At 37.5% G+C, this 24,683-nt stretch carries 25 protein-coding genes; 13 read left to right on the top strand and 12 right to left on the bottom strand.

Annotated features, from left to right (window positions below):
* Positions 1-34 precede the first annotated feature (34 nt).
* Complete coding sequence (locus tag ABJQ32_10770; protein ID MEP5290126.1) at positions 35-508, top strand: response regulator; 474 nt, start codon at positions 35-37, stop codon at positions 506-508.
* 3 nt (positions 509-511) lie between these two features.
* Here the strand turns inward: ABJQ32_10770 and ABJQ32_10765 are convergent, their stop codons facing one another.
* Both ABJQ32_10765 and ABJQ32_10760 read right to left on the bottom strand, forming a co-directional pair.
* Positions 512-1,696 (bottom strand): sensor histidine kinase, encoded by a 1,185-nt coding sequence (locus tag ABJQ32_10765; protein MEP5290125.1) that lies wholly within the window; start codon positions 1,694-1,696, stop codon positions 512-514.
* Positions 1,693-2,853, bottom strand: a complete 1,161-nt coding sequence (locus ABJQ32_10760) for a hypothetical protein (GenBank protein ID MEP5290124.1) — start codon at positions 2,851-2,853, stop codon at positions 1,693-1,695. The genes ABJQ32_10765 and ABJQ32_10760 overlap by 4 nt, the downstream gene beginning before the upstream one ends.
* Positions 2,854-2,983: 130 nt before the next feature.
* On the opposite strand from ABJQ32_10760, the gene ABJQ32_10755 reads away from it, so the two are divergent.
* Both ABJQ32_10755 and ABJQ32_10750 read left to right on the top strand, forming a co-directional pair.
* Positions 2,984-5,455: a PIG-L family deacetylase gene (locus tag ABJQ32_10755; protein ID MEP5290123.1), complete on the top strand. Its 2,472-nt coding sequence runs from the start codon at positions 2,984-2,986 to the stop codon at positions 5,453-5,455.
* Between the two features lie 130 nt (positions 5,456-5,585).
* Positions 5,586-7,292 (top strand): sodium:solute symporter, encoded by a 1,707-nt coding sequence (locus tag ABJQ32_10750; GenBank protein MEP5290122.1) that lies wholly within the window; start codon positions 5,586-5,588, stop codon positions 7,290-7,292.
* A 31-nt stretch (positions 7,293-7,323) separates the two neighbouring features.
* Here ABJQ32_10750 and ABJQ32_10745 read toward each other — a convergent pair whose 3' ends face one another.
* Entirely contained in the window at positions 7,324-8,187 is an 864-nt protein-coding gene (locus ABJQ32_10745) for a DUF2911 domain-containing protein (protein MEP5290121.1), read from the bottom strand.
* Positions 8,188-8,204: 17 nt separating this feature from the next.
* Here ABJQ32_10745 and ABJQ32_10740 point away from each other — a divergent pair, with 17 nt between their 5' ends.
* The 3 genes from ABJQ32_10740 to ABJQ32_10730 all read left to right on the top strand — a co-directional run bounded on the left by ABJQ32_10740 (position 8,205) and on the right by ABJQ32_10730 (position 11,671).
* The gene (locus ABJQ32_10740) at positions 8,205-8,843 is read left to right on the top strand and encodes a DNA-3-methyladenine glycosylase (GenBank protein MEP5290120.1); all 639 of its coding nucleotides are present in this window, start codon (positions 8,205-8,207) and stop codon (positions 8,841-8,843) included.
* Between the two features lie 141 nt (positions 8,844-8,984).
* On the top strand, positions 8,985-10,469 hold the full coding sequence (locus ABJQ32_10735; protein MEP5290119.1) for an OmpA family protein: 1,485 nt from the start codon (positions 8,985-8,987) through the stop codon (positions 10,467-10,469).
* A gap of 56 nt (positions 10,470-10,525) precedes the next feature.
* Entirely contained in the window at positions 10,526-11,671 is a 1,146-nt protein-coding gene (locus ABJQ32_10730; GenBank protein MEP5290118.1) for a helix-turn-helix domain-containing protein, read from the top strand.
* Between the two features lie 51 nt (positions 11,672-11,722).
* On the opposite strand, the gene ABJQ32_10725 is transcribed toward ABJQ32_10730, so the two are convergent.
* The gene (locus ABJQ32_10725) at positions 11,723-12,514 is read right to left on the bottom strand and encodes an alpha/beta hydrolase-fold protein (GenBank protein MEP5290117.1); all 792 of its coding nucleotides are present in this window, start codon (positions 12,512-12,514) and stop codon (positions 11,723-11,725) included.
* A gap of 154 nt (positions 12,515-12,668) precedes the next feature.
* Between ABJQ32_10725 and ABJQ32_10720 the strand changes: the two genes are divergently transcribed.
* Complete coding sequence (locus tag ABJQ32_10720; protein MEP5290116.1) at positions 12,669-13,160, top strand: nuclear transport factor 2 family protein; 492 nt, start codon at positions 12,669-12,671, stop codon at positions 13,158-13,160.
* Positions 13,161-13,242: 82 nt separating this feature from the next.
* Here the strand turns inward: ABJQ32_10720 and ABJQ32_10715 are convergent, their stop codons facing one another.
* Together ABJQ32_10715 and ABJQ32_10710 are read right to left on the bottom strand one after the other, a co-directional pair.
* The gene (locus ABJQ32_10715) at positions 13,243-13,695 is read right to left on the bottom strand and encodes a GNAT family N-acetyltransferase (GenBank protein ID MEP5290115.1); all 453 of its coding nucleotides are present in this window, start codon (positions 13,693-13,695) and stop codon (positions 13,243-13,245) included.
* Positions 13,696-13,698: 3 nt separating this feature from the next.
* Entirely contained in the window at positions 13,699-14,622 is a 924-nt protein-coding gene (locus ABJQ32_10710; protein MEP5290114.1) for a succinylglutamate desuccinylase/aspartoacylase family protein, read from the bottom strand.
* Between the two features lie 59 nt (positions 14,623-14,681).
* On the opposite strand from ABJQ32_10710, the gene ABJQ32_10705 reads away from it, so the two are divergent.
* From ABJQ32_10705 to ABJQ32_10685, 5 genes are all read left to right on the top strand, one after another.
* The gene (locus ABJQ32_10705) at positions 14,682-15,983 is read left to right on the top strand and encodes an MFS transporter (protein MEP5290113.1); all 1,302 of its coding nucleotides are present in this window, start codon (positions 14,682-14,684) and stop codon (positions 15,981-15,983) included.
* A complete protein-coding gene (locus tag ABJQ32_10700) occupies positions 15,955-16,383 on the top strand; it encodes a type I restriction enzyme HsdR N-terminal domain-containing protein (protein ID MEP5290112.1) in 429 nt (142 codons plus the stop codon). Before ABJQ32_10705 ends, ABJQ32_10700 begins: the two co-directional genes overlap by 29 nt.
* A gap of 23 nt (positions 16,384-16,406) precedes the next feature.
* Positions 16,407-16,637: a hypothetical protein gene (locus ABJQ32_10695; GenBank protein ID MEP5290111.1), complete on the top strand. Its 231-nt coding sequence runs from the start codon at positions 16,407-16,409 to the stop codon at positions 16,635-16,637.
* Between the two features lie 319 nt (positions 16,638-16,956).
* Positions 16,957-17,259, top strand: coding sequence for a septum formation initiator family protein (locus ABJQ32_10690; protein MEP5290110.1), 303 nt, complete (start codon positions 16,957-16,959; stop codon positions 17,257-17,259).
* Positions 17,259-17,780: a hypothetical protein gene (locus tag ABJQ32_10685; protein MEP5290109.1), complete on the top strand. Its 522-nt coding sequence runs from the start codon at positions 17,259-17,261 to the stop codon at positions 17,778-17,780. Before ABJQ32_10690 ends, ABJQ32_10685 begins: the two co-directional genes overlap by 1 nt.
* Here ABJQ32_10685 and ABJQ32_10680 read toward each other — a convergent pair whose 3' ends face one another.
* The 6 genes from ABJQ32_10680 to ABJQ32_10655 form a co-directional block, all read right to left on the bottom strand.
* Positions 17,781-18,134 carry a SiaC family regulatory phosphoprotein gene (locus ABJQ32_10680; protein MEP5290108.1) on the bottom strand — a complete coding sequence of 118 codons (354 nt, stop codon included), beginning with the start codon at positions 18,132-18,134 and terminating at the stop codon, positions 17,781-17,783.
* Between the two features lie 117 nt (positions 18,135-18,251).
* Positions 18,252-18,722, bottom strand: coding sequence for a hypothetical protein (locus tag ABJQ32_10675; protein ID MEP5290107.1), 471 nt, complete (start codon positions 18,720-18,722; stop codon positions 18,252-18,254).
* Positions 18,706-19,131, bottom strand: coding sequence for a DUF1801 domain-containing protein (locus tag ABJQ32_10670; protein MEP5290106.1), 426 nt, complete (start codon positions 19,129-19,131; stop codon positions 18,706-18,708). Before ABJQ32_10670 ends, ABJQ32_10675 begins: the two co-directional genes overlap by 17 nt.
* Before the next feature lie 33 nt (positions 19,132-19,164).
* Positions 19,165-20,241, bottom strand: coding sequence for an Ldh family oxidoreductase (locus tag ABJQ32_10665; protein ID MEP5290105.1), 1,077 nt, complete (start codon positions 20,239-20,241; stop codon positions 19,165-19,167).
* A gap of 9 nt (positions 20,242-20,250) precedes the next feature.
* On the bottom strand, positions 20,251-21,936 hold the full coding sequence (locus ABJQ32_10660; protein MEP5290104.1) for a hypothetical protein: 1,686 nt from the start codon (positions 21,934-21,936) through the stop codon (positions 20,251-20,253).
* A gap of 55 nt (positions 21,937-21,991) precedes the next feature.
* The gene (locus ABJQ32_10655; GenBank protein ID MEP5290103.1) at positions 21,992-22,939 is read right to left on the bottom strand and encodes a hypothetical protein; all 948 of its coding nucleotides are present in this window, start codon (positions 22,937-22,939) and stop codon (positions 21,992-21,994) included.
* Between the two features lie 159 nt (positions 22,940-23,098).
* Between ABJQ32_10655 and ABJQ32_10650 the strand changes: the two genes are divergently transcribed.
* Positions 23,099-24,682, top strand: coding sequence for an acyl-CoA carboxylase subunit beta (locus tag ABJQ32_10650; protein MEP5290102.1), 1,584 nt, complete (start codon positions 23,099-23,101; stop codon positions 24,680-24,682).
* Position 24,683 lies beyond the last annotated feature (1 nt).

The following is a 24,683-nucleotide window of genomic DNA, read 5'->3' as shown; positions in this document are numbered from 1 at the left end:
ATTTCTTTTATTTTTGTAGTTAACATCAATGCCCATGGAAACACTCACAGCAGAAGAACGAGCGGAACGTAGAGCAGCTAGAAGAGCGGCACGTCAGTCGGCTAAAGTTGAAAAAGAGTACACTATTCTATACGTAGATGACGAAATGCCTAACCTTAGAGGTTTTAAATCCACTTTTAGGAGGCTTTATAATGTTCACACAGCTCTTGGCCCACAGGAGGCTTTGGTTGTAATCAAAAAGGAAAAAATAGATCTGATAGTGACCGATCATAGGATGCCTCATATGTCAGGGGTAGAGTTACTTAAAGATGTATTTTCATTTGCACCTGATATCAAGCGTATGATACTAAGTGGATTTATCAAACGTGCTGATTTGTTTGAAACAATTGGAGATTTTGGGATTCATGATTTTGTAACAAAGCCATGGGATTTTGAAGATTTGAATGAAACGTTTCAACGCATTTTGAAGACAGATGCTGACGTAAAGGACTTTAGTAAATTAGGATAAGTCTCATTGTGCTTCCCTTTGGCTCAAAGGAAGGCTAATGTTAATATTTTTATTGATGTATCTGATATGTCCATTTTGTTCAGATACGAGCATATGAATAAGTGCTGTCTCTAGGAACTGTTCTGTAATCAATTCTTTTGGTGTAGTTAGTTTAGCTGCTAAAATCATTTCTGATTTTGAATTATCTAGCTCAATTTTAATAGTAGCTTTTTTAATTTCTAAAGCTTTTAGCAGTGAAAATACTCCCTGTAGTATAATTCCCAATGAGAGTGCATTTTCATGTGATAATGGACCATCTTCAATATCCATCTCTATCTCCTCAAGGTTATTTGTTTGAGAGAAATTGGAAGATATTTTTTCAACATAGGACTTAATGGGAACTTTCCCATACTCTTGATCTTGATAAAGAGGATCATGTGCACGCCCGATGGTTTGAACCATGTCTTTTAACGCTTGAAATTCATTCTTTCCACCTTGTATGATCATAGCCTCCAGTTCTATCAAGCTGTTGACCATTGCTAGGCTATTTTTCACCCGATGGTGTACTTCGCGCAATAATTTTTTTTTGATCATTAGGCTTTCTTGAATATTTTTTTTGATCTTTTCTTGATTCCCTAACTCCTCAGTAGCCCTTCTTAGAGATCGCTTCGTTAAGCTGGTAAAGCTTATGGTAACAAAGACATTGGTTAATAAAATGCTTGCGACAATGACATAGTCTCTGATGTGTTGAAACGTTGATTTATCGTTTATGCTGATAATGGGTGGGCTTGTCAAAGTAATTATACCTAGACAAACAATAATAGATGTGGTGATGACCACAACTCCTTTGAGGTTCATTATCAAGCTTGAGAACAGTACAATAACAGGAAAGACCACAATTGCAGTACTATGAAGTCCTTGGGTTTGTATAGCCACTGAAGTTGTGATAGAAGTAAGCGTTAATAGTGTAGTGATCATCGCAAAATGGATGTGACCTAGAGCTAACATTCGCTGACAGATGATAGATATGATAGGGATTAATAGTATCAATCTTCCAACAGCAACCTGATCATTTATCAGAAACGTAAGTGAAACGATAATCGAAACGACGGGTACCACTACTAGTACTTGCTTTAGAAGAGATGCTATTTCTTTTTTAGCAATTTCATCAAGCGATTTTGGAGGAATTAACCACTCTCTTATTCTCATGATTCAATTCTTTTTAGGGGCACCAGTAGCTCGAAAGCATGGTTTTCGACAGACCATTGAATCTGCCCTTTCAATTGCTGAATCATTAATAATAATACTTGGTCTTTTACATGCGAATCATCGTTTTTGTCTGTGTAAAAATGAATAGTTAACTGGTCTAAATCTTTCTGGAATCTTAATTTTTCACTCTTGATAGAATCAATCATAGTTATGACGCAGATAGCTAGCGCAATTGCTCCATCAATATCCATTGTAGCAGAAAATCTCCTTGTAAAAGAAAGTCCGATTGAATCTATGTTTAGTTTTTTTACATGCGTATACTTTTTTATTAACTGCTGTGTCAGGCGTTTGACTTCAATCACATTGTAGTTAGTTGTCTCAATCAATTGTTCATGAATGGTTTCTACAGCCAGAATTTTGATTTTTAGGCTCTGGTAAGCCAGAATATTTTTTGTTGAGTTTTCTTGTAAGCCAATAAAGCCCCTAATAAATCGTAGGCTATCTATTACTTTCCTATTTATTTCATAGATAATCTGCTCTTTACTTTCTACTTCCGAGCCTAAGATTTCAGAGTCCTTTCTGCTTTTTTGAGTTTGTTCCTGCGCTTTCTCAAGGGAGGTTTTCATATTAAAGGTAAGTGTGGAAGCGACATAACCACCAAGAACTACTATGGTGCTTGTTACAATAAAGTCGCTTAACAGGCTATTTGTCACTGCAATGGGGTCATACAAATTCCAAAGGTCGCCGAAAACTAACCAGACAACTCCTATTAAGCTAAGTGCTGTTGTGACGTAAAGCTCTTTACGATGAAGAATCACACTGGAAAAACCAATTAAAATTGGGTAGCTGATAATTGATATATCATTGATGCCATTTCCGAATGTACATATACCTGTTACAATCAACGTAAAAGACAGAACAAATAGGTAAATGGATGACCTCAAAAATCCCCTTACAAAAATGAACCTGACTATTATTGCGGATAAACACCCAAATGCAACAAGAGAGGCACTTACGTACTCATTCTTCAGAACTTGCTGTAAGAGAATAATGGGTAGCGTGATGAACAGGATAAGAAAGCCAAGATTAAGTGCCTTGGCCATACTCTCTTCATGACTACCGATATATACTTTCGGTGTAGGAGTAGCTAATTTCACGGTGATGATTTAGGCTTCATTAAATGTAACCATTATTGAATAGATGAAATATGATTTAAATCAACCACTCGAATAATTCAGATAACTTTCTGATTCTTTAACCGTAACAGACCCGAACGAAAACCTAAATATGAAAACCCGAAACCTTGCCAGTTATCTTGTACTGGCTGTCTTCTTATTCCCTATTCTGGCTTCTAGCCAAAAAAAATATGAACCGGGGGAGATTAGACAAAAACTTGAAAAGCTGAATGTACTTGGAACTGTACTTTACGTAGCTGCTCATCCAGATGACGAAAACACTCGACTGATCGCCTACTATGCCAATGAGGAGCTTATGAGAACAGCATATTTGTCTGCAACACGTGGGGATGGGGGGCAAAACTTAATAGGCCCGGAAATTAGAGAAGGCTTGGGGTTGATTAGAACTCAAGAACTACTTGCTGCGAGAAGAACAGATGGAGGACAACAGTTTTTTTCGAGAGCAAATGATTTTGGCTATTCAAAAAATCCTGATGAAACGTTTACCATTTGGGATAGAGAAAAAGTGTTGGCTGATTTCGTGTGGGCTTTTCGGAAGTTTAGACCGGATATCGTTGTAACAAGATTTAATCATGATGGAAGATCTCATGGCCATCACACCGCCAGTGCAATTTTGGCTAGAGAGGCATTCAAATTGAGCGGAGACAAAGATGCTTTTTCCGATCAGTTAGCTTATGTGGATGTTTGGGCTCCAAAGAAAATATTCTGGAATACCGGATGGTGGTGGTTCCGCAACTCTGACAAAGACACTACAAATTTGAAGAAAATTGATGTAGGACAGTACAATACATTATTAGGTGAATCATACTCTGAAATAGCAGCTAGAAGCAGAAGTATGCATAAGAGTCAAGGGTTTGGCTCATCAGGATCGAGGGGAGAACAAATAGAATATTTGGAGCAATGGGATGGCGAAGAGACAAAAGAGCCTTTTGGAGGAATCGATACATCATGGGAACGAGTGAAGGGATCTAAAGAAGTAGCATTCTACATCAAAAAAGCGATTGACCTTTACGATGAAACTAACCCCTCACTTATTGTGGCTCCATTAATGGGAGCGCGGGAAGCGTTAGAAAAACTAGATGATGATTTTTGGAAAGAAATAAAGAAAAAAGAAATCAATGAATTGATTGTGGCAGCCTCTGGATTATATGTCTCTCTGAGGTCAGATCAGCCCAATTATGCAATTGGTGACTCTATCTCCATTGCACTTGAGCTCGTTAATCGTAGTAATATAGATATGAACGTTGAGCAATTAGAGCTTTCCCAATGGAGAAATGCGATTTCACTTAAAGCTCCTCTCCTGGACAATAAGCCTTTTTTCTCGGAGATGAATTTTGTCCTTCCCAAAGGCATGAAATACACGCACCCTTACTGGTTAAGAGAGGAGGGAAGTTTAGGGATGTATACTGTAAATGATCAGGAGAAAATTGGAAACCCAGAGAATGCTCCGGCTATTTCTGGTAAGATTACTATCAGCCTCAATGGAGAAGAGGTAGTGCTTAACGTGCCAGTGGTATTTAAACGAACAGATCCGGTAGAGGGAGAAATTACTGAGCCTATAGCGATAGGACCTCCTGTGATGGTAAATGTATCAGGAGGCGTTCTTGTCTTTGCTGACGATCAATCAAAATCGGTAGATGTCAGGGTTATTTCTGGAAGAAGTAACGCTCAAGGTACAGTTGGGTTAAAAGCACCTAAAGATTGGGATATTTCTCCATCAACCTATGATTTTAATCTTTCGCAGAAAGGAGAAGAGCAAATTTTCAGTTTTACAATCACACCCCCTTCAAGTTCTTCAGAAGGTTTAATCGAGGCTCAAGCGGAGATTGGGGGTAGAATGTACCAAAAAGGATTGTCTGTGATAGACTATGGTCACATACCTAAACAGACATTATATCCAAAGGCTAATGTGAAAGTAGTGAAAGTAGATTTAAAGAAAAGGGGAAATCTTATAGGCTACATCGAAGGCGCAGGCGATGCAATTCCTCAAAATCTTGAGCAGGTTGGATATATGGTGGAAATGCTTGAAAAGGACGACATCAATCAAGAAAATCTTGCAAAATACGATGCGGTAATATTAGGTATTAGGGCTTTTAATACGGTTGACTGGTTGTCTTATAAAAACACAGATCTGTTTGACTATGTAAAGTCAGGGGGGAATTTGATCATTCAATACAATACCAGCCATAGACTTGTAACACAAGAAATTGCACCATTTCCCTTAAAGCTATCTAGAGATAGAGTAGCTGTAGAGGATGCCCCAGTCAAAATGCTTGATTCCAATCATGTCACATTAAATACTCCAAATAAAATCTCTCAAAAAGATTTTGAAGGATGGGTTCAGGAGCGCGGACTTTATTTTCCAAGTGAATGGTCTGAGGAATTTGTACCGATCTTGGAGAGCAATGATCCAGGTGAAAGTCCAAAAAATGGAGGCCTATTAGTCGCAAAGTACGGAGAAGGATACTATGTATACTCAGGGTATAGCTGGTTTAGAGAATTACCAGCAGGGGTACCAGGAGCCTATCGAATTTTTGTAAACTTGATATCACTAGGTAAATGACAGAATTGATTTCGGAAAAAAACATTGACAAGCCGCCATTTTTCAAAAAGTGGAGGTATTTGTATTTTTTTGTTGCAGGATGGTTGGCTGTCCTAATCTTATTGTTTTACCTATTTAGTGCCTCCTATTGATGAACAATCTGGACCTGATTGTGCTATTCGGCACGTTATTATTTATTGTAGCATACGGTGTTTATAAAACGAGAGGTCAGAAGGATATAGAGGGATATCTTTTGGGAGGAAACTCCATGAAGTGGGGAACCATTGGCCTTTCAGTAATGGCTACCCAAGCTAGTGCTATCACGTTTATTTCTACACCAGGTCAAGCTTATGAAAGTGGAATGGGGTTTGTGCAAAATTATTTTGGCCTCCCTATTGCCTTAATTGTGGTGTCAGCGGTATTTATCCCTATTTTTTATCGCCTTAAGGTATATACAGCCTATGAATTTCTTGAGAAAAGGTTTGATTTGAAAACAAGATATTTAGGCGCTGCAATTTTTCTCGTTCAAAGGGGATTAGCTGCTGGTATTACCATCTATGCACCTGCCATTATCATTTCCTCTATTCTTCATTGGGACTTGACTACTACTATATTAGGAACTGGTATTTTAGTTATTATCTACACAGTTTCTGGAGGAACTAAAGCTGTCTCCATTACACAAAAGCAGCAGATGGCTGTAATCATGGCAGGAATGTTTGCTGCTTTCTTTATGATTATAGGCTATATCAATGATCATACGACCTTTGGAGGAGCACTAGAGATAGCTGGAAACCTTGGAAAACTAGAAGCTGTAAACTTTAGTACAGATGCAGGAGAGAGATACACTATATGGTCAGGTCTTACAGGGGGCTTCTTCCTCGCACTTTCATACTTCGGGACAGATCAGTCTCAGGTACAGCGTTACTTGGGTGGTACAAGTGCCGCGGAAAGCCGGATGGGATTAATGTTCAATGCGCTCCTCAAAATACCAATGCAATTTTTTATACTCTTTGTTGGGGTAATGGTATATGTGTTTTTCATCTTCTACAATCCGCCGATTCATTTTAAAGAAGCTTCTGTAGAAATTGTTGAAAATTCTGAATACGCAGAAGAATTTAATTCATTAAACAATGAATATACACTTGCACTTGGTGAAAGGAAAAATGCAGCACTGAATCTTGCGAAAGAATCAATTTCAGATGAACAACGACAGCTTTTTGCTTCGGAACTGAAAGAAGCAGATGCTAAATCGGTTCAAATCAGGCAACAAGCGAAAGAAGTTATTTTAAAAGCTGATGAGACGTTGGAAACGAAGGACTCTGATTACGTATTTCTAACCTTCATCATCACTTATTTACCACACGGGCTGATAGGGTTATTGATTGCGGTAATCTTCTCCGCAGCTATGTCTTCTACTTCTTCTGAACTAAATGCATTGGCATCTACTACATCAGTAGACTTTTATAAGCGAGCTATTAAGAAAGATGGATCTCCTCATCATTACTTAAATACTTCCAAGGTTCTGACATTCGCATGGGGAGTACTCGCAATCCTGTTTGCAATCTTGGCAAAGAATTCAGAGAATCTCATTGAGGCAGTAAATATTATTGGCTCAATATTCTATGGAACAGTGCTAGGAATCTTTCTTGTTGCTTTTTTCTTCAAGCGGGTAATGGGTAATGCAGTCTTTATTGCTGCTTTGATTGCTCAGACAGGAGTTATTGTGGTCCACTTCATGACGGAAGCTGGTGTATTTACACTCAGCTACCTTTGGTACAACCTTATCGGATGTGGAAGTACTATTATTATCAGTCTAATCATTCAGGAAATTACCGGACATAAAAAAAGCGCAAGTTAATCTTGCGCTTCTTAATGGTTTGATTTAAAGATTATTTCAATGATGAAATTAGGTCTTCATTTCTTTTAACGTAACCGAAATCACCTCTTTCAAAGTTTTTCGCTTTTTCCATTGAGTCCTTAGCAGTAGCTATTGCTTCTTTCTTGTTGCCCATTTTAGCTAGAATTCTTGCTTTGGTGTGTATATGCCAAAACTCACCTGAATTTTTGCCAATAGCTAAATAGCTATTCATCCACTCAAGAGCTTTTTCTAAGTTTTCACCAGTTTCTAAGTAATAGTTAGCCGCAGCAGTATAATTCTGAGGATTAACCTGAGTTTTAGCAGTAATATCTTTCATTACAGCATCATGAAAATTCACTGTAACGGGTACTTTGAATGAATGATTATCCCATGCGAAATGGATATTTGCCGAAGTATTGTCAGCAGAAATATCTGAAATTTGGAAAGTCATTCTTTCAACTACCTTATCGCTCATCATTGTTTTAACAGTGGCTTTTGCAGCTACTTTATCTTCACTGTAGCTTGTCATATCTCCACCGATCATTTCGGTATGAAGCATCATTTGCCATTCACTCTTTCCAGGAATTGACACGATTTGATATTCTCCAGCTTTTACATCCTGTCCTGCAACCTTTACATCTGTGCTGAAGGAGATGATTGTTCCACTATTAGCCCCTGTTCTCCAAACAGTACCATACTGTTCAAGGAATTGATCACCACTTCCAAAGATATCTCTTCCCTTTTTACCAGGTCTGAAATAGTCTATTTTGATTTCGGTTAGGCCTACTGTTGAACTTACTGATCCAGCTGGGCTGGGTTGAGGGGTGGAAATCTGCGCTGTGGCACCAAACGCTACCAAAACACATAGTGAGATTAGATTTGTAATTCTTTTCATGTTAGTTAAAAGGTTTTATGGTTCTCGAAATTAATACATCCGTTTACGAAAAACTCCCAAGATCGTTTTATCAAAGAGAGGATGTCGTGGAAATAGCAAAAGATTTACTCGGTAAGGTTCTTGTAACCCATATGGACGGGATTTTAGCAGCAGGTAAAATTGTGGAAACTGAAGCTTACTGTGGCAGAGGAGATAAGGCTTGTCATGCCAATGGAAAAAGGACTCCCCGAACAGAAGTAATGTATGGTGATGGTGGCTATGCTTATGTCTATTTATGCTATGGAATTCATCATTTGGTGAATGTGGTGACCAATGTTGAAGGGAAGGCTGATGCCGTTCTTATTCGCGCACTTGAGCCATTGGTAGGTATGGATGAAATGATGGAAAGAAGAAAATTTACAAAAGCGAAATTATCATCAGGGCCTGGAACTCTCTCGCAAGCTATGGGGATAAGCACAGAACTAACTGGGACTGATCTGCTAGAAGATCGTATGTGGATCGTTGAGCCGGAAGAGAAAGAAAAAATGGAAATATTATCGGATACAAGAATTGGAGTAGAATATGCAGAAGAAGATGCGTTAAAGCCTTGGAGATTCGTTATTGCTGATAATAACTATGTAAGTAAAAAAGTGAATAAAAAAAGAAAGTCCGGCTAACCACACCGGACTTCAAACAAATAATTCACTAGCTGTTTAGCTTTGTCACCAACTAACCAATAGAGAAACTTTACAAGTACAATTATATATCAGAATATTCATATATTCAAATAATAATCACAAAAAAATTAAAATAAATAGTTGAAAAGTTCAATAATAATCTTTTTCGTCTTTTTGAGCATAGGCACTATAGCTCAGGTAACCTTTGAAAGTAATGGGATTCCGGTGGATTCATTAAACACTTACTATGGCCAAAATTACTTGACTCTTGATCCGGTATCCAGAAGAATAGCTTTTACGCAAGATCGTAGTGGTTTGTCCGACTCATTTATTGAGGAACAAAATATCGATGGGCAGGAAATAATTCTTTTTACAGACTGGCTGGATACACCGGGTATGGTGAGCCCTATTGGCTTTTCTGATCAATGGATATATTTTAATAAAGTGACGTTAGAATTAGGTGTTTACAAAGGGGAGGTTTACCGCACAGAATCTGCCAATATGAAACCGCAGCGTGTCGATGTTCCATTTTTAAAAAATAAGTCATCAGTACAAAGTGGCTGTATCTCAAAGGATGGGAAATACATGATTCTTAGTATGGAATCAAATAACACGTACGGTGTTGAGGATTTGTATGTGGTAAAGAGAAAAGCAGATGGAAGTTGGGATAGCCCAAAAAACTTAGGCTACTCTTTAAACACAGAATTTCAGGAAGTCACACCTTTTTTAGCCGAGGATAATCGCACTTTGTTCTTTGCTACAAATGGAAGAGGAGGAGAAGGAAGTTTTGATATTTTCTATTCTGTCCGCCAAGATAACTCCTGGAGAAATTGGAGTGCACCAATAAACCTAGGCGATAGGGTAAACACAACCGGCGCTGAAACTTCTTTTGGCTATCTGGACGGTGATCAGTGGGCGTACTATGTTAGTTCTCAGGACAGTGATGGATATGGAGATATCATGCGGGTTAAGTTTCAGGAAGAAATTGAAGAGGATACCACTCAGTTAGAAGAGGTGTTTATTTCTCAAGATGAGGATATGCCTGAAATGCCTTCTTCAATCTTATTGAAAGTAGTGGATTCCAAGAGTGGAGAGGTGCTGCCTGCTGAAATGATTGTGGGAGATGTCAAAAGAATGGAAGTAAATGGATTATTTAAGATTGATTCGCTGACAGGAGAGGAAGCAGAATTGAAATCCTTAGGATATCTTCCTAGTGTAATAACATTAGATGAACAATTGATGATAGGAGAGAATATCATTGAGCTGGCTTCTGTGGCAAAAGGAAGTGTGATTACCTTGGATCATGTATTATTCCATCGAGGAACATCAAGCATGATAGAAGGATCAGAGAAAGAACTGAACCTTGTGGTGGAAGTAATGAATGATAACCCTAAGATCAAGATTTTGCTTAAAGGACATACGGATAACACTGGCGATCCAGTAAAGAATATTCAGCTTTCAGAAGCAAGAGTAAAATCCGTAAAGGAATACATTATCAATCAAGGTATTAGTCCTTATCGTGTAAGTGGGAAAGGATTTGGAGGAAATCAACCAATAGCTAGTAATGAATCTGAAGAAACGAGAAAGTTAAACAGGAGGGTGGAGTTTGAAGTGGTGGAAGATTAGGTTTTTGATTTTCAGTGATGTTTAGAGTTTGTCAACTTTAATACTCAAAATAGACAATGGACGTTGAAAAAGCTATTTCGGTACTTGGTATAGTTCAAGGATTATTTATTCTCACTCTTATAGCTCCAAGTATTAAGACTAGTAAATCTGCATTTTATGGTTTTATGCTAATACTGGTGTTCATTGTAGATCTCTCTACTTTTTTCCTTATTAGAAACGGGTTAATCGCTAAGTTTTGGTTTTTTGCTGGATTTGGGGAGACAACTTTATTTTTATACGGCCCAGTTCTTTACCTATATGTTGAATCTATATTAGATGTGTCTTCAACGGGATTTAAAGAGAGAGTACTTCACTTTATTCCCGCTCTTGTCATTTTTATTCTATTATCGCCATTTTTTATGGCCGAAATCACTTATTCAGCACTTATTGCTTGGCAAAATAGCTTTCAAATGACTGTTGGAGATTATAGATTGAGCTCACTGGTACTTAATAATATCTGGTATTCGCATGCAATTTTGTATTTATCACTATGCTTTCGATTACTTAGAGATTTTAAGAAGAAGCACATCGGGAATACTTCCGTTTCTAACCTGGAAGCAAGGAGGACTCAGATTAAATGGATCAAGTATTTGATTATGGGCTATTCAGCTTTTCCGGCATTTGGTCTTTCCATGATTTTATTTAATCTGTTCTTTGATACAGCAGCGAATTCCTTCTCACTTCTTAATGGGTTTTTAGTTTTTCATATTTTCGGTATCAGTTATATCGGATTTACTAATCAAAAACTTCTAATCAACCCATCTGGTATGTTAAAATACAGGAAGTCTACATTGAATAATGAGACAGTTGATAATTGTGTAGACAAGCTTGAGCAATATTTTGAAAATAAATCCCCATATCTAAATGAAAGCCTGACTCAGAGAATGGTAGCAGACGAACTAGATATGAATTTACATCACATCTCACAAGCAATTAACGATCGCTTTGGTTATGGATTTAATGACTTTGTGAATAACTATCGAATAGAATTGGCCAAGAAATTCATTGTCTCACCTGAGAAGAGTATATATACGATTGAAGCAATAGCCAATGAGGTTGGATTCAAATCAAAGCCAACTTTCTATACAGCATTTAAAAAGAAGGAAGGAATCACTCCTTCAGAGTTTAAGAAGAAGAAACACTATATAAATGATTTCACATAGTTGATTCATAAATACTCAGAATTCCAAACATTAATCAATCTCTGAACTCTACTATTCTTTAGTAACAAACTGCAACCCTTCTACAAAAGAAGGAGCCATTGAAGTCATGTGAGAGCCCTTTGATTCAGTAGACATAATATAGAGCTTTTGATGATTTCTTGATTTTAATTTCTCAATGAATTGAAAGCATTTCTGTTTGAAGAGCTCATCTTCTTTGCTCCCATAGGAGATAAATATCTTCCCAACCAGTTTCCTAGTTTTGTTACTTTCTTCTAAATCAATAATGTAGTTCTTATCCTCGTCAATTGAAGGGCTGGTTATTATATATCCATCAAATAGGGTCGTGTTAAGCAATACACTCAAGCCAAATAATCCAGCAGTAGAATGGCCATATATAATTTTTTTGGCCGAGGTTCGATACTCCATGTCAATATGGGGTATCAATTCATTTTTGAGAAACGATAGAAATTTTGAGCCTTGATCTAAATCAGAGACTTTATTAACGTAATCCCGAGATCGATTTGAAAGCCAATTGTTAAAGTCTTTATATCCAATGCCCACAATCAGTAAGGGCTTATTTTCAGGCTCAAATGACATAAGCAATTGAATATCTCTAACCATCCCGAATGTGACATTTGCATCAAGCACATATAGTGTGGTATAATCCTTATTGGATTGATGATAATCATATGGGAATGCCACACTGATATTGAAAGAATCTTTCACTTCTGCTGAGAAGAACTCAAAAGATTGGGTGTTCTCGAGGCTAGCTCGATTGAGCTGAGCTATAGTAAGATTTAGAACGAACAAGTGGAATAGTATTCCTGCAAATGATTTTTTCATAGATGCTTTTATTTAACAATACTAGGAATCAAACCATTACTATTTATTGGTAGCAACTGTTAATCCGTATGGATTTACAAATCACAACAAATCACAATATTCTAATTGGTAAAGAAGGATAATCAATATGTATTATTGAGTAAAAAATTAGATGATGAAAAAAGATTTGCTATTTACTCTCTTTATATGTGTTGGGTTTATTTCTACGGTTGCTCAAAATACTACTGAAACGGCAGCTAAATACCTTGATATGTATACCTCTATGAAATTTGACGAAATAGGAGAATTCTATAGTGATAGGACCATCTTCGATGATGCTACCATGTCTTTTTTTGGACAAGGTAGGGATTATGCTAAGAGAACTGGAAGAGAGGATATAATAGCTTTTCTGAAGGAAGGATTTGCTAGTTTATCAGGGATTGAATATGAAATAGAGAAGTCATATGGAGTAGGAGTAGTACACTTTACCTATGGGATTTTGAAGTACACCTATTCCCCTAAGATTGAAGGAGAAATCCGATCACTTTCAATGGAACTACCACTAGCTATTGTGCTTGAGATAAAGGACGGAAAGATCGTTCGCCATCAAGATGTTGCAGACTATACTGAGTGGTATAAACAATATCAAAGTCAGATTAAGGAATAGAAGATTCCAGGAATGGAAACAAGGTCAAGACTCATTATACATAGAGTAGAATAAATTAGAAAATCTAGCTAATGAAAGAATTTTAATTAGGTTTTAATGAGAACCTGACCTTTTCTATTCCCACCTCTGTCATCCATTGTTGAACTTTTTCAAAGCCAAAACGCTCATATAATGCGATGGCTGGTTTATTTTCAGCACCAGTCTCAACAGTAAATAATGAGGATTCAAATGAGGTAAATAAGAAATCAAGAAGTTTACTTGCAATGCCTTTTCTGAAGAATTGAGGGTCTACAACTAAGCTTTGGATATGTGTAACTTCCTCTTCACTTTTCACTTCTAATACAGCTACTATTGTGGTTCCATCATGGTACCCATAAAACTCAGATTCAGCATTCAGAAGATCTTCGATGGATCTTTTTAGAGGGGGAAAGTCTTTGGCATTTAGCAATTTTGCTTCAACCATATAGGATACTTGAAATACCTCATGGATTTTATGAGCAATTCCTATATTAGTATGATTAAGTTCAGTGATCAATTCTCAAACAATTCCAGTATGAAATAAAGCATCTCCTCTGTTCACCACAGGATTATTATTTATACTCAAGATATAACAATCCTGGGAAGCTTTTATAGCTTTTTCATATTCTCCAAAGGGATCTGATATCACGCCCATTACTTCACCCTTTTTGACAAACGCACCGTTTCTAGCTTTCGCGTAGTGTAGTCCAGCTCTACTTGCTCTTGACCATGAGGATTTACTAATCTTTACATGGGGTCTGGAGGGAGAAGGAGCCTCATCGATCATGTCTAAGTGTTTCATTACTCGTTTCATTCCATCAATTCCTTCGTCAATTGCAGGTTTTCTAAGTTTTAAAGATTCTCCTGCTTCGTATACAAGAATACTTTTCCCCAATTTCCCGACCTCTCTTCTTAGTGACTTGTCACGAAATGGTGAGTTGATAATAAACGGCGCTGCAAACGCATTTGCTAATGCTTCACTCTTGGAGTCATCTAGCATTCCTCTTACCTGAGGATAGTTATTGATGAGTTTACCTCCTGTATGAAAATCAATGCCAAAGTCTATATGAGGTATTATCTCATGAGTCATAAAGTAAGCAAACTGACTTGCTAAAGATCCATTCTTTGAGCCTGGAAATGATCTATTCACATCTTTGCCATCAGGCACTTCTCTACTGAAATTTATGAATCCGAAAACATTGAATATAGGTATCATGATGACTCTTCCCTTATTTATCTTGTAAAGCTCTTGGCTAATAACCCTGCGCATGATTTCAACCCCATTTATTTCATCCCCGTGCATCCCTGCCATCAATAATAGAGTGGGGCCAGGATTTTTTGATTCATACGAAAAAATTGGAATTTCAATCACGGTTCCAGAAGGGAGACGTGCTGTTGGGATATTCTGTCTGTGAAGTTTTTCTAGTTTAAGGTCGAAATTCATTCGGCCAAGTTAAATCTAAAAATCTCATTACCTATATTGCCGCATCAACTTGATCTTCTATGCTTAACGATAAGAAAACGATTCGTGCCTGGTGTATGTATGACTGGGCCAATTCAGTTTACTCACTTACCATAACTTCTGCTATTTTTCCGATCTACTTTCAAAATGTTGCTGTAAATGCAAACGGAGGAGATCGTATTCAAGCCTTTGGTTTTGAGATTGTAAACTCAGTGCTATACTCATATGCACTTTCGCTCTCATTTTTACTGGTAGCGGTTATACTGCCTATCTTATCAGGTATTGCAGATTACGCCGGTAAGAAAAAATTCTTTTTGAAGCTATTTATGTTCATAGGCTCATTCTCATGCCTAGGACTTTTCTTTTTTACTGGAGAGAATATTGAGTGGGGCATCTTCTGTTCTATTATGGCAAGCGTAGGTTATTCAGGAAGTCTGGTTTTCTATGACGCATTCTTGAGTGAAATCGTGACAGAAGATAAACGAGATATAGTAAGTGCAAAAGGATATGCCTATGGCTATATGGGAAGTGTAATTCTTTTGATTCTAAACCTAGTAATGGTTCAAATGCCAGAAGTATTTGGGATGACTGATGCTGGAATTGCTTCACGTGTTGCATTCTTGACAGTAGGAGTCTGGTGGATTGGATTCTCTCTTTATGCTATTTCAAAGCTTCCCGAAAATGTACATGGTAGAAAACCAGAAGGTCATTATCTGACCAATGGATACATAGAATTACAAAAAGTATGGAAACAGTTAAAAGAAATGAATGGCATGCGAAAGTTTCTTTTTGCGTTTTTTTTCTACAATATGGGAGTACAAACTGTTATGTACCTGGCAGCAACTTTTGGTTCTAAAGAGCTTAAAATGGAAGCTTCCAGTCTAATCATGACGGTCCTTTTGATACAATTTGTTGCAATCGCGGGTGCTTTTCTTTTCGCATATGTTTCTAAGAAACAGGGAAATATTCGATCATTGTCTATTCAGATTTTCATATGGATTGGGTGTTGTTTTGGTGCGTATTTTGTGAAATCCGAACTGGAATTCTTTGCTCTTGCGGCTGTTGTAGGACTGGTCATGGGAGGTATACAGTCACTTTCGCGAGCTACATACTCTAAGATTATGCCTCAGGATACCGTGGATACTGCTTCGTTTTTTAGCTTTTACGATGTTACCTATAATGTGTCGATAGTGATTGGAACATTCGTGTATGGGTATATAGAACAAGTGACAGGGAGCATGCGAAACAGTACATTGGCTCTTGCTTCTTTCTTCATTCTAGGAATCATTTTCTTGTCTCAGGTAAAATTGAAGAATGCAAGTACTCAAGTTGCCGATGTATGATTATCAGCTAGACGAGCATTCGATATTCTGCTTGATAAGAAAAAAATGGATTTTCCTGACGCCTGAGGAATGGGTCCGACAGCACTTTTTAAACCTTTTGATCAATCATCTGAAGTATCCGAAAGGCATGTTCAAACTTGAGCATACAATGAGTTATTTCAAGAATCAGAAGCGATCAGATATCATGGTATTGGATAGAGAAGGGAAAGTTTTTATGCTAGTGGAATGTAAGGCTCCAAAAGTTAAACTTAATCAAAAAGTAGTTAGTCAAGTCGCAACATACAATAAGATCTTGGATGCTAAATACCTTTCTATAACGAATGGAATGAACCATTTCATTTGGGAGAAGGGTGAAAATGACTTTGAACAGATTCGAGATTTTCCCGGCTATATTTTTTAGTGTCCATGGAGAAAAAGAAAAAAATGAGGGATAAACAGAACCAAGCTACTGGGTTGATATTCATTTCTATTCTTGGACTTGTCATTATTGTTTTAAGAATCAGAAAAATGATTCATTTGAGTATGATCGGTGAGAAATCTGATCTTGATGATTGGTTGATGCTGATCACGTGGATAGCTATCATTGTGTTTAACCTAATAAGATGGCGAAGAGGGGAACGTGCGATAAAAAAGATGATTGAGGATAATGGATGAACAAAGAAGAAGAAAAGGTTATTTAATAACCACAATTCTTATGTTTTTAGCCTCCATGTTAGGACTCTATAGCTATTCTGGGGTAAGTTTTTGTATTCCTCAATGTTCTTTCTGAGTGCCACTATTTACTTTTTGATATAGAGAGGTATCCTTAAATGATGGATTTACGTTATCTTTACATCATTCTGCTGCAGCTTTGAAAACCAGACCACCCACTAATTCAAAGCAGATGAAATGAGCATGATTAAGGTATTATTCACTTGGGAAAATATTATTCATGCGAATTCCATGTGTACCGTTGAAAAAAATCAATCAACACATGAAACAATTATTAGATCGAATTCCGTCCTTCTTTAAGAATTTTTATTTCCTTTCTACGCTATTCTTTATCGTATGGCTAGCATTAATTGATAGTAACGATTTGTTTCTTCAAGTTGAGCTTTCGAATAAAAAGGCTGAATTAGAAGAATCACGTGTATTCTATGTTGACAGGATCATGCAAGTGAAGAATGATCAAGCTGCATTGAATACAAATCCAGATTTATTAGAAAAGATGGCGAGAGAAAAGTATTTAATGAAAAAGGATAACGAGGATCTGTTCATTGTCGTAAAAGAAGACTGATGAGGTCAATTTTGTTTACTATAGCGTTAATCATAACCACAGGTGTAATTGCTCAAAATAAGCTGGCAGATAGAATTTACTATGGAGGTGGCTTTGGTTTTAGCGCAGGTTCAAATCAAACAAACCTAAGTTTAGCTCCTCAATTAGGATACAAAATCACTGAGCGTTTTTCAGCAGGATTAGGTATTTCATATCAATATGTCAAAATCAAAAACCCTGATATCTCTATCAATAATTATGGGTGGAGTGTATTTACAAGGTATAACGTAATAAGTCAGTTTTTTGCCTATTCGGAATTTGAGAGATTGTCATTTGAATACGTGGTTCAAGTATCTCCTGAGAGAAAGACACGAGAGGGGTACAATAGCCTTTTGGTTGGCGCTGGATATGCTGAGCAATTAAGTTCAAAAGCTTCCTTTAGCCTTATGGCATTGTACAATGTGTTATACGATGCAACTGAGCCTAGTCCTTACACAAGTCCGTGGGTTATTCGAGCAGGAGTTGGAGTGGGTATTTTTTGATTAGTTCGCCAATACTTCAATTTCCATATCTAGTAAATCACCATAATCCCTGCCCATTTCCATCATTTCTGGATTGTCGCTTAACCAATATACTCTCGGAGATTTACGTTTGGTGTTTTTGATAGATCGCAATATTTCTAATATGGATTTTGCAGCTTTCGTATTAAAGACTTGCAATTGAATGTTAAAATCAGCGTACTCGAACTTCTGAAGGCGATTTTTTATTTCCGATGTTACTTCATTATAAACGCTTATATCTCCACATAACAGTTTGCCTTTAACAAGAGCAGATTTGTTGCGAGAATCCATGATGACGGTGGGAGAAGTGTTAGTGGCTTTTCTGAAGTAATCCATGATAATAAACGTTAAGTGAGCCAAAGCTAAATGTGGCTATGTTCTTTATCAGGAAGCTTTGGCTAGGAGGATATAAAATGCCGATGAAATGAGCAAATGACTCGGTAAAGGAATCGTTTACTTTTCTATTTGAATTGAACGAACAATCTTTCGTGTCTTTCTAGAAATCGTTGAATTATCGCTAGGAAATATTGATGTATATATTTCAAATCGTTGGTCGTATTTGTAGAAGGTGTATAACCTAACCAAAGTATTCTTATTTTTTTGCTCGGAGTATTTTGCTTGAACTCCATCAATCTTTATTCCTGTTGTTTTGTAAGCGCCTTTTTCTTGCTGAAGAGCAGTTGCAGAATGCAGTAAGTTTACACCTCCAAATGGTTGAGAATCTTCAAAGTAAGTGATTGTAAAATAATTTCTTGAAGAGTCATTGATTGAGGGACTGACTTTAACCAGGTAGCCATCATCAAACACCTCCCATCCTTTTGGTTTCTTGAAACTGAATGTAAGATCTGGATCCTCGAACTGAACTCTTTGTGATAAGGCAGCAAAGGACACGGTAATTAGCAAGAGGCTAATTATACTCTTCATACCTCTTTTTTAGCTTTGCTATAGATTTTAAGATCATTTGTTCAAGAACCTTCATGTCTATATCGGTAAGTTTTTTCACATATAGGCATCCAACACTTTTTTTGTGCTTACCAAGTTTTTCAAGTAAATCTTCCTGCCCTTCAAATCCGCCGGTAATGTAAATGGTCATACTCTGCTTTCTTGGCGAAAACCCTGCCAAAAACCAATCTCCTTCCCTGCCACTTTTATACTTGTAGTGATACCTTCCAAATCCGATAATAGAATTTCCCCACATCGTTGGTAGCTTTCCTGTGATTTTCTTAGTGAGTTCTAAGACTTTACGTGCGTCATCACGTTTCCATTCAGGTTCGACGGAATCTATAAATTCATCAACATTTAGGAGTGTAGGTTGTGTTTTTAGTTCTGCCATAGTTGTATCATCTAAGGTCTAACCTCCAATTATCTAGCTTCCTAAAGTTACATCCAATTTTTCACCGAGTTCTCTCAGATCTTTTACCACAGGATCTAACAAGTCAATCCCATTCTTCAGGCGTTCTTGAGCCATTTCACGTTCCGGGTCACCAGGTATCAAGACCTTGTCATCAGGATTAACCGTTTCAGATTCTCTGAATCGTTCAATCCAATTATCCATATGGGATTTAAACTCTTCCCCATCTCTAAAGGCATCAATTCTCATTGCTCCAAAAAAATGTCCCAATCCTTCACCCACAGGATTAGGTGCAGGATCAATAAATGCGACAAATGGAGGAACCCAAGGCCCATAATTAGCACCTGAAAGTACAGCGGAAAGTATATCTACCACTGCTCCTAAAGCATATCCTTTATGCGATCCATGTTCTCGATCTCCACCTAAAGGGCGCATAGAACCTCCATTTACAAGCCCTTTGGCATCTGTGGTAATGTGACCTTGTTTATCTTGTAACCACCCTTCTGGAGCATCCAGTCCTTTTCGTTGAAGAACTTCCAATTTACCGTTTGCAGCAGTTGTTGTAGCCATATCAAGTACGAATGGGGGTTGATTTTTCGTAGGTATAGCAATGGAAATTGGGTTTGTTCCTAGCAATCGCTCTTTTGAAAAAGTAGGAGAAACCAAAGGGCTTGCATTTGTGAGAGAGATGCCAATGCAGTCTTCATCTAGAGCCATCATAGAATGATAACCTGCTATACCATAATGATTAGAGTTTTTAACTGCGACCCAACCGGAACCTACATTTTTAGCTTTTTCAATAGCGAGTCTCATGGAATGAGGACCTACTACTAGCCCTAAGCCTAAATCACCATCAACTACCGCTGTAGAGGGTGTTTCATGTACAGTTTTGATTTTTGGTGTAGCATTTAGACGATTTTTTTCATGTAGCCTTATGTAACCTGATAGTCTCGCCATCCCATGAGAATCAACACCTCTTAAATCTGCGTTTATAAGGACATCTGCTGCTTGATTGGCTTCCTCTTGCGGACATCCGATTTTCACAAATACCTGTGTCGCAAAGCGTTTTAGTTCTTCTGCTGAAAAAATCATTCGACGAAATTACTCATTAAGCTCGGCTATGATATGATTGAAAACCAAAATGACATTCCTAGCTGTCTCAATATCTGTCATGCTAAGCTCGAACCCATCTTGATAGTTCTCGATTTCACCGTTCTTATAATATTTGATGATATCTTCCTTGAATTTGGTTTCAAACGAAATGGATAATGTTTTACTGCCAATTTTATACTGAATACTTTTAAGATTGATATCCGCAAAATTGAATTCAAAGATTTCTTCCGTACTCCCTTTAGTATTCACCTCAAGCTTTATGAGCTTAATTTTCTCAGTATCAGATTCATCCAGTCTTTCGAAAGTTTGATTGACTGTCTTATCCCCAATTCTGGCCTCTCCGAGGTTCATGGTAAGCCAGTTAATCTTCTGAGATATATTCATATCAGCGAAAGGATCAACATAGTCACGTTCACATATTTTGATTAGACCCTCCAGAGAGGCTTTAATTCTTCGAGCAATCTCCACGTTTTCAACGTAGATCTTTAGATCATCACCATACCCGTCAAACTCATCATTTTCAAACCTTTTCATCAGGTCCAGAGATTCTTTTGTTGAAAATTCAACAAACATTTTATCAGAAGAGACATCATAATCTATTAGATCCTTGTTGATATCAATGAGATTAAATGTTGAAACTATTTTTTTTGTTGATTTGGCATCTGCGTCTATTAGAGTTAACTCCATCAAGCAATCACCTTCTATTAACTGTTCCAGCGATTCATCTCCATAATCGATGTTTTGTACATGCTTGCCAAGATATTCAAGTGCAGTATTCATCGATTCGAACCTTGGGATTGAAGATTTTACCATTTCATCAGACAAAGGGACAGCCTTAGTTAAGATATTCTTCAGATCTCTGGCCTCTTCTACATTGTTGGTAAAGATTTCAATTTCATCTTCAAAGCCCTTTGGGGCACTATCTTCTAAAACTTTAATGACTTTTTGCTTACGATTAGTTTTAAAATCAAGCGAAAAACTTGAGCCAGATATGTTGAACTTTAAACTATTGATATTAATATCTGAAAGATTGAAAATGTATTGTTTTTCCTGAGATGATTTTGATGTAACCACAGTTTGGACAAATCGGAAATTGGCCGGAAAGTCTTCTTGTTTATATAATGTTTGGTTATACGTCTTTCCACTGCTTTCTGCATTGACTATGTTTTTTGTGAGCCAATTAGCCATTTCATCATAAGTATTGACCGATAGTTTTTTACTCATAATAGCCTTTGCTAAGGGGATTGCCTTTTTGATAAGATCTTTTAAGATTCTTGCATTGTCAATATCTTTAGTAACCATTGATATGGATTCTTCATATCCTTTTACTTCTCCATCTTCATATTTTTTTATGAATTTTTGCCCATTACCTACCGTCATGCTGAGATAAATAATGTCTTTCTTGGTTTCTTCTCTCACCACGTACGGATCTAAGTCGGCAACATTAAATTCAAAGCTTTCTTCTTTTCTATCCCCCTTTTCATTCACCTCGATCAGCGTATATTTAAGAACGGAGTAGTTCAATAATTCTAATTCTTGCGTATAGGTTTCACCTCCAGTTTTCACTTCCAATAAGTTGTTTTTGACTTCATAAATGAGGCTGTTAAAATCAGAATCCTGCGAATAAGATAACAGACTAAGAGATAGAAGGACTATTCCAATCAAGTATTTCATGGTTTGGGTAGGTTTAGGGAGCAAAAGTTAAAAAGATGTAGGCGTTTAGCAATACCTAATTGGAGGTATTGCTTGTTTCTCTCAATTTATCCAGTGTATGCATAAGCACTCCTTCCTTGAGAGCGTACGCTGAAATTCGTATGCTTTTCAAATTAAATGAATGGAGCAAGTAGTCTACAAGAATACAAGCAACAACGATCATATCCACCCGCATTTCAATCATACCAGGAATGGTTAATCGTGTTTCGCGATCTTTGGTGATAAGCTCTTTAAAAATAATTTCAAAGCCCTTGGTTGGAAGAGGATGTTCAGTAGCGTCTTCATCTTTAGTCATTCCCATACCTTCACAGAAAATATCACTTAGCGTATCGAAAGTGCCAGAACAGCCAACCAAAATCTGAGGATTGAAGGTATTCATGGCGTCATGTAGTTCTTTCAATTCTTTTTCGAAATAGTTGGCGAGTTCCATCATTTCTTCCATTTTGATGGGATCACTTTTATGAAACATTTCAACTAAGCGTTGACCACCAATTTCAAAACTCTTAAGCCAATAGGTTTCTTTTTGATCTGCGATTATGAATTCTATGCTACCACCGCCAATGTCCATGATCAAGTGCTTCTTGTCCCCTAAATCGAGTGCACATTTCACACCATGAAGGATCAATTCAGCCTCTCTAGTTCCAGAAATAATTTGGGTTTTTATGCCTGTTTGTTTTTCAATTTCAATTGTCAGGGCCTCACCATTTGCCGCGCTGCGTATGGCACTTGTAGCTGTAGCGTAAATTTGTGTAATACCCGCGTCCTCAATAGTGTGTTTGAATTCACCCAAAGCTTTTAAAGCTCTGTCCCAGGCTTCAGGAGTAATTTTCCCGTTATTTATTCCTTTCTCACCCACTTTGACAGCTTTGCGTTCCCGATGAATGATTTCATGCGAGTCTTCATTGACTTCTGCCAAAAGCAGATGAAAGGTATTGGTACCCATATCAATGATTGCTACTTTCATGTGTATTTGTGTTTTATTAAAAGCGAAAGCATGGAATTTCATCATGCTCAATTCAAGGGGCGCAATTTACCTGAATATTTTGGGAGATAAATAAAGGATAAATACTTTCTATTTACTCCGATAAATATTGTATTTTATCTTTGGGACTTTCCAAAAGATATGAGCAACGAAAAACCAAAAACTGCAACGAATATTCAAACCAAAGCTGAAAAGAATTCTTTGTTAGAATCGAAGAATGAAGAAGCTTTGAAAGGAGGTGGTGAAGACCGAATTGCCAAGCAACACGAAAAAGGCAAATTAACAGCCAGAGAGCGAATAGACCTTCTTTTAGATGAAGGATCTTTTGAAGAAATAGGCAAATTTGTCACTCACAGAGCGACAGATTTTGGGATGGAAAAACAAAAAATACTTGGGGATGGTGTTGTTACTGGTTATGGTACGATAGACGGAAGACTGACCTACGTGTTCAGTCAAGACTTCACAGTATTTGGTGGTTCATTGTCTGAAACTTTCGCAGAAAAGATCGTAAAGATCATGGATATGGCCATGAAGAATGGTGCGCCTGTTATCGGATTGAACGATTCCGGAGGTGCACGTATTCAAGAAGGAGTAGTGTCGCTTGGAGGATATGCAGATATTTTTTATAAAAACACTTTAGCATCAGGTGTTGTGCCTCAAATCTCTGCAATCTTAGGACCATGTGCTGGTGGAGCTGTGTATTCTCCTGCTATAACAGACTTCATTTTCATGGTGGAGCAAAGTAGCTATATGTTCGTTACGGGACCAAACGTAGTGAAAACGGTCACTCAAGAGGAGGTGACAAGCGAAGAGTTGGGCGGAGCGCAAACGCATGCATCCAAGAGTGGTGTTACCCATTTTGCTTGCATGAATGAAGCGGAGTGTATACGACAGATCAAGCAATTGATGAGTTATATCCCTTCAAATTGTGAAGAGGAGCCACCAAAATTAGCTTATGAAATTGGTGACGAGACTCGAGATAAATTGGATGATATCCTTCCAGATAATCCCAATCAACCCTATGACATGCATGAGGTAATTAATGGGGTCATTGATTCAGATAGCTTTTTGGAAGTGCACAAAGATTTTGCAGAAAACATTATTTGTGGTTTTGCAAGACTAGCTGGAAGAAGTATTGGGATAGTAGCAAATCAGCCAATGAGTATGGCAGGTGTTTTGGACATTCAGTCGAGCACTAAAGCCGGTAGGTTTGTTCGTTTTTGTGATAGCTTCAATGTGCCACTATTGGTATTGGTAGATGTTCCGGGATTTCTGCCTGGTACTGACCAAGAGTGGAACGGAATCATAACGAATGGTGCAAAACTTTTATATGCATTCAGTGAAGCGACTGTACCAAGAATCTCAGTAATTACCCGAAAGGCTTATGGAGGGGCGTATGATGTAATGAACTCCAAGCATATTGGCTCAGATATGAATTATGCATGGCCTACTGCAGAAATTGCGGTGATGGGAGCGCAAGGAGCTTCAGAAATTATCTTCAAGAGGGAGATCCAAAATGCAGAGGATTCGAATGCTATGCATCAGGAAAAGATCAATGAATACACGGCGAAATTTGCTAACCCATATATCGCTGCATCAAGAGGATTTGTAGATGAGGTCATTATGCCTCATGAAACTCGAACAAAACTGATTCATGCTTTTAGTATGTTGGAGAACAAGGCCGATAAGCTTCCTAGAAAGAAACACGGTAATATTCCACTTTAAG

Source organism: Marinobacter alexandrii (genome assembly GCA_039984955.1).
Classification (GTDB): domain Bacteria; phylum Bacteroidota; class Bacteroidia; order Cytophagales; family Cyclobacteriaceae; genus Ekhidna.
The sequence above is the reverse complement of the archived record's forward strand: the minus strand, read 5'-3'. Positions and strand labels throughout refer to the sequence as shown.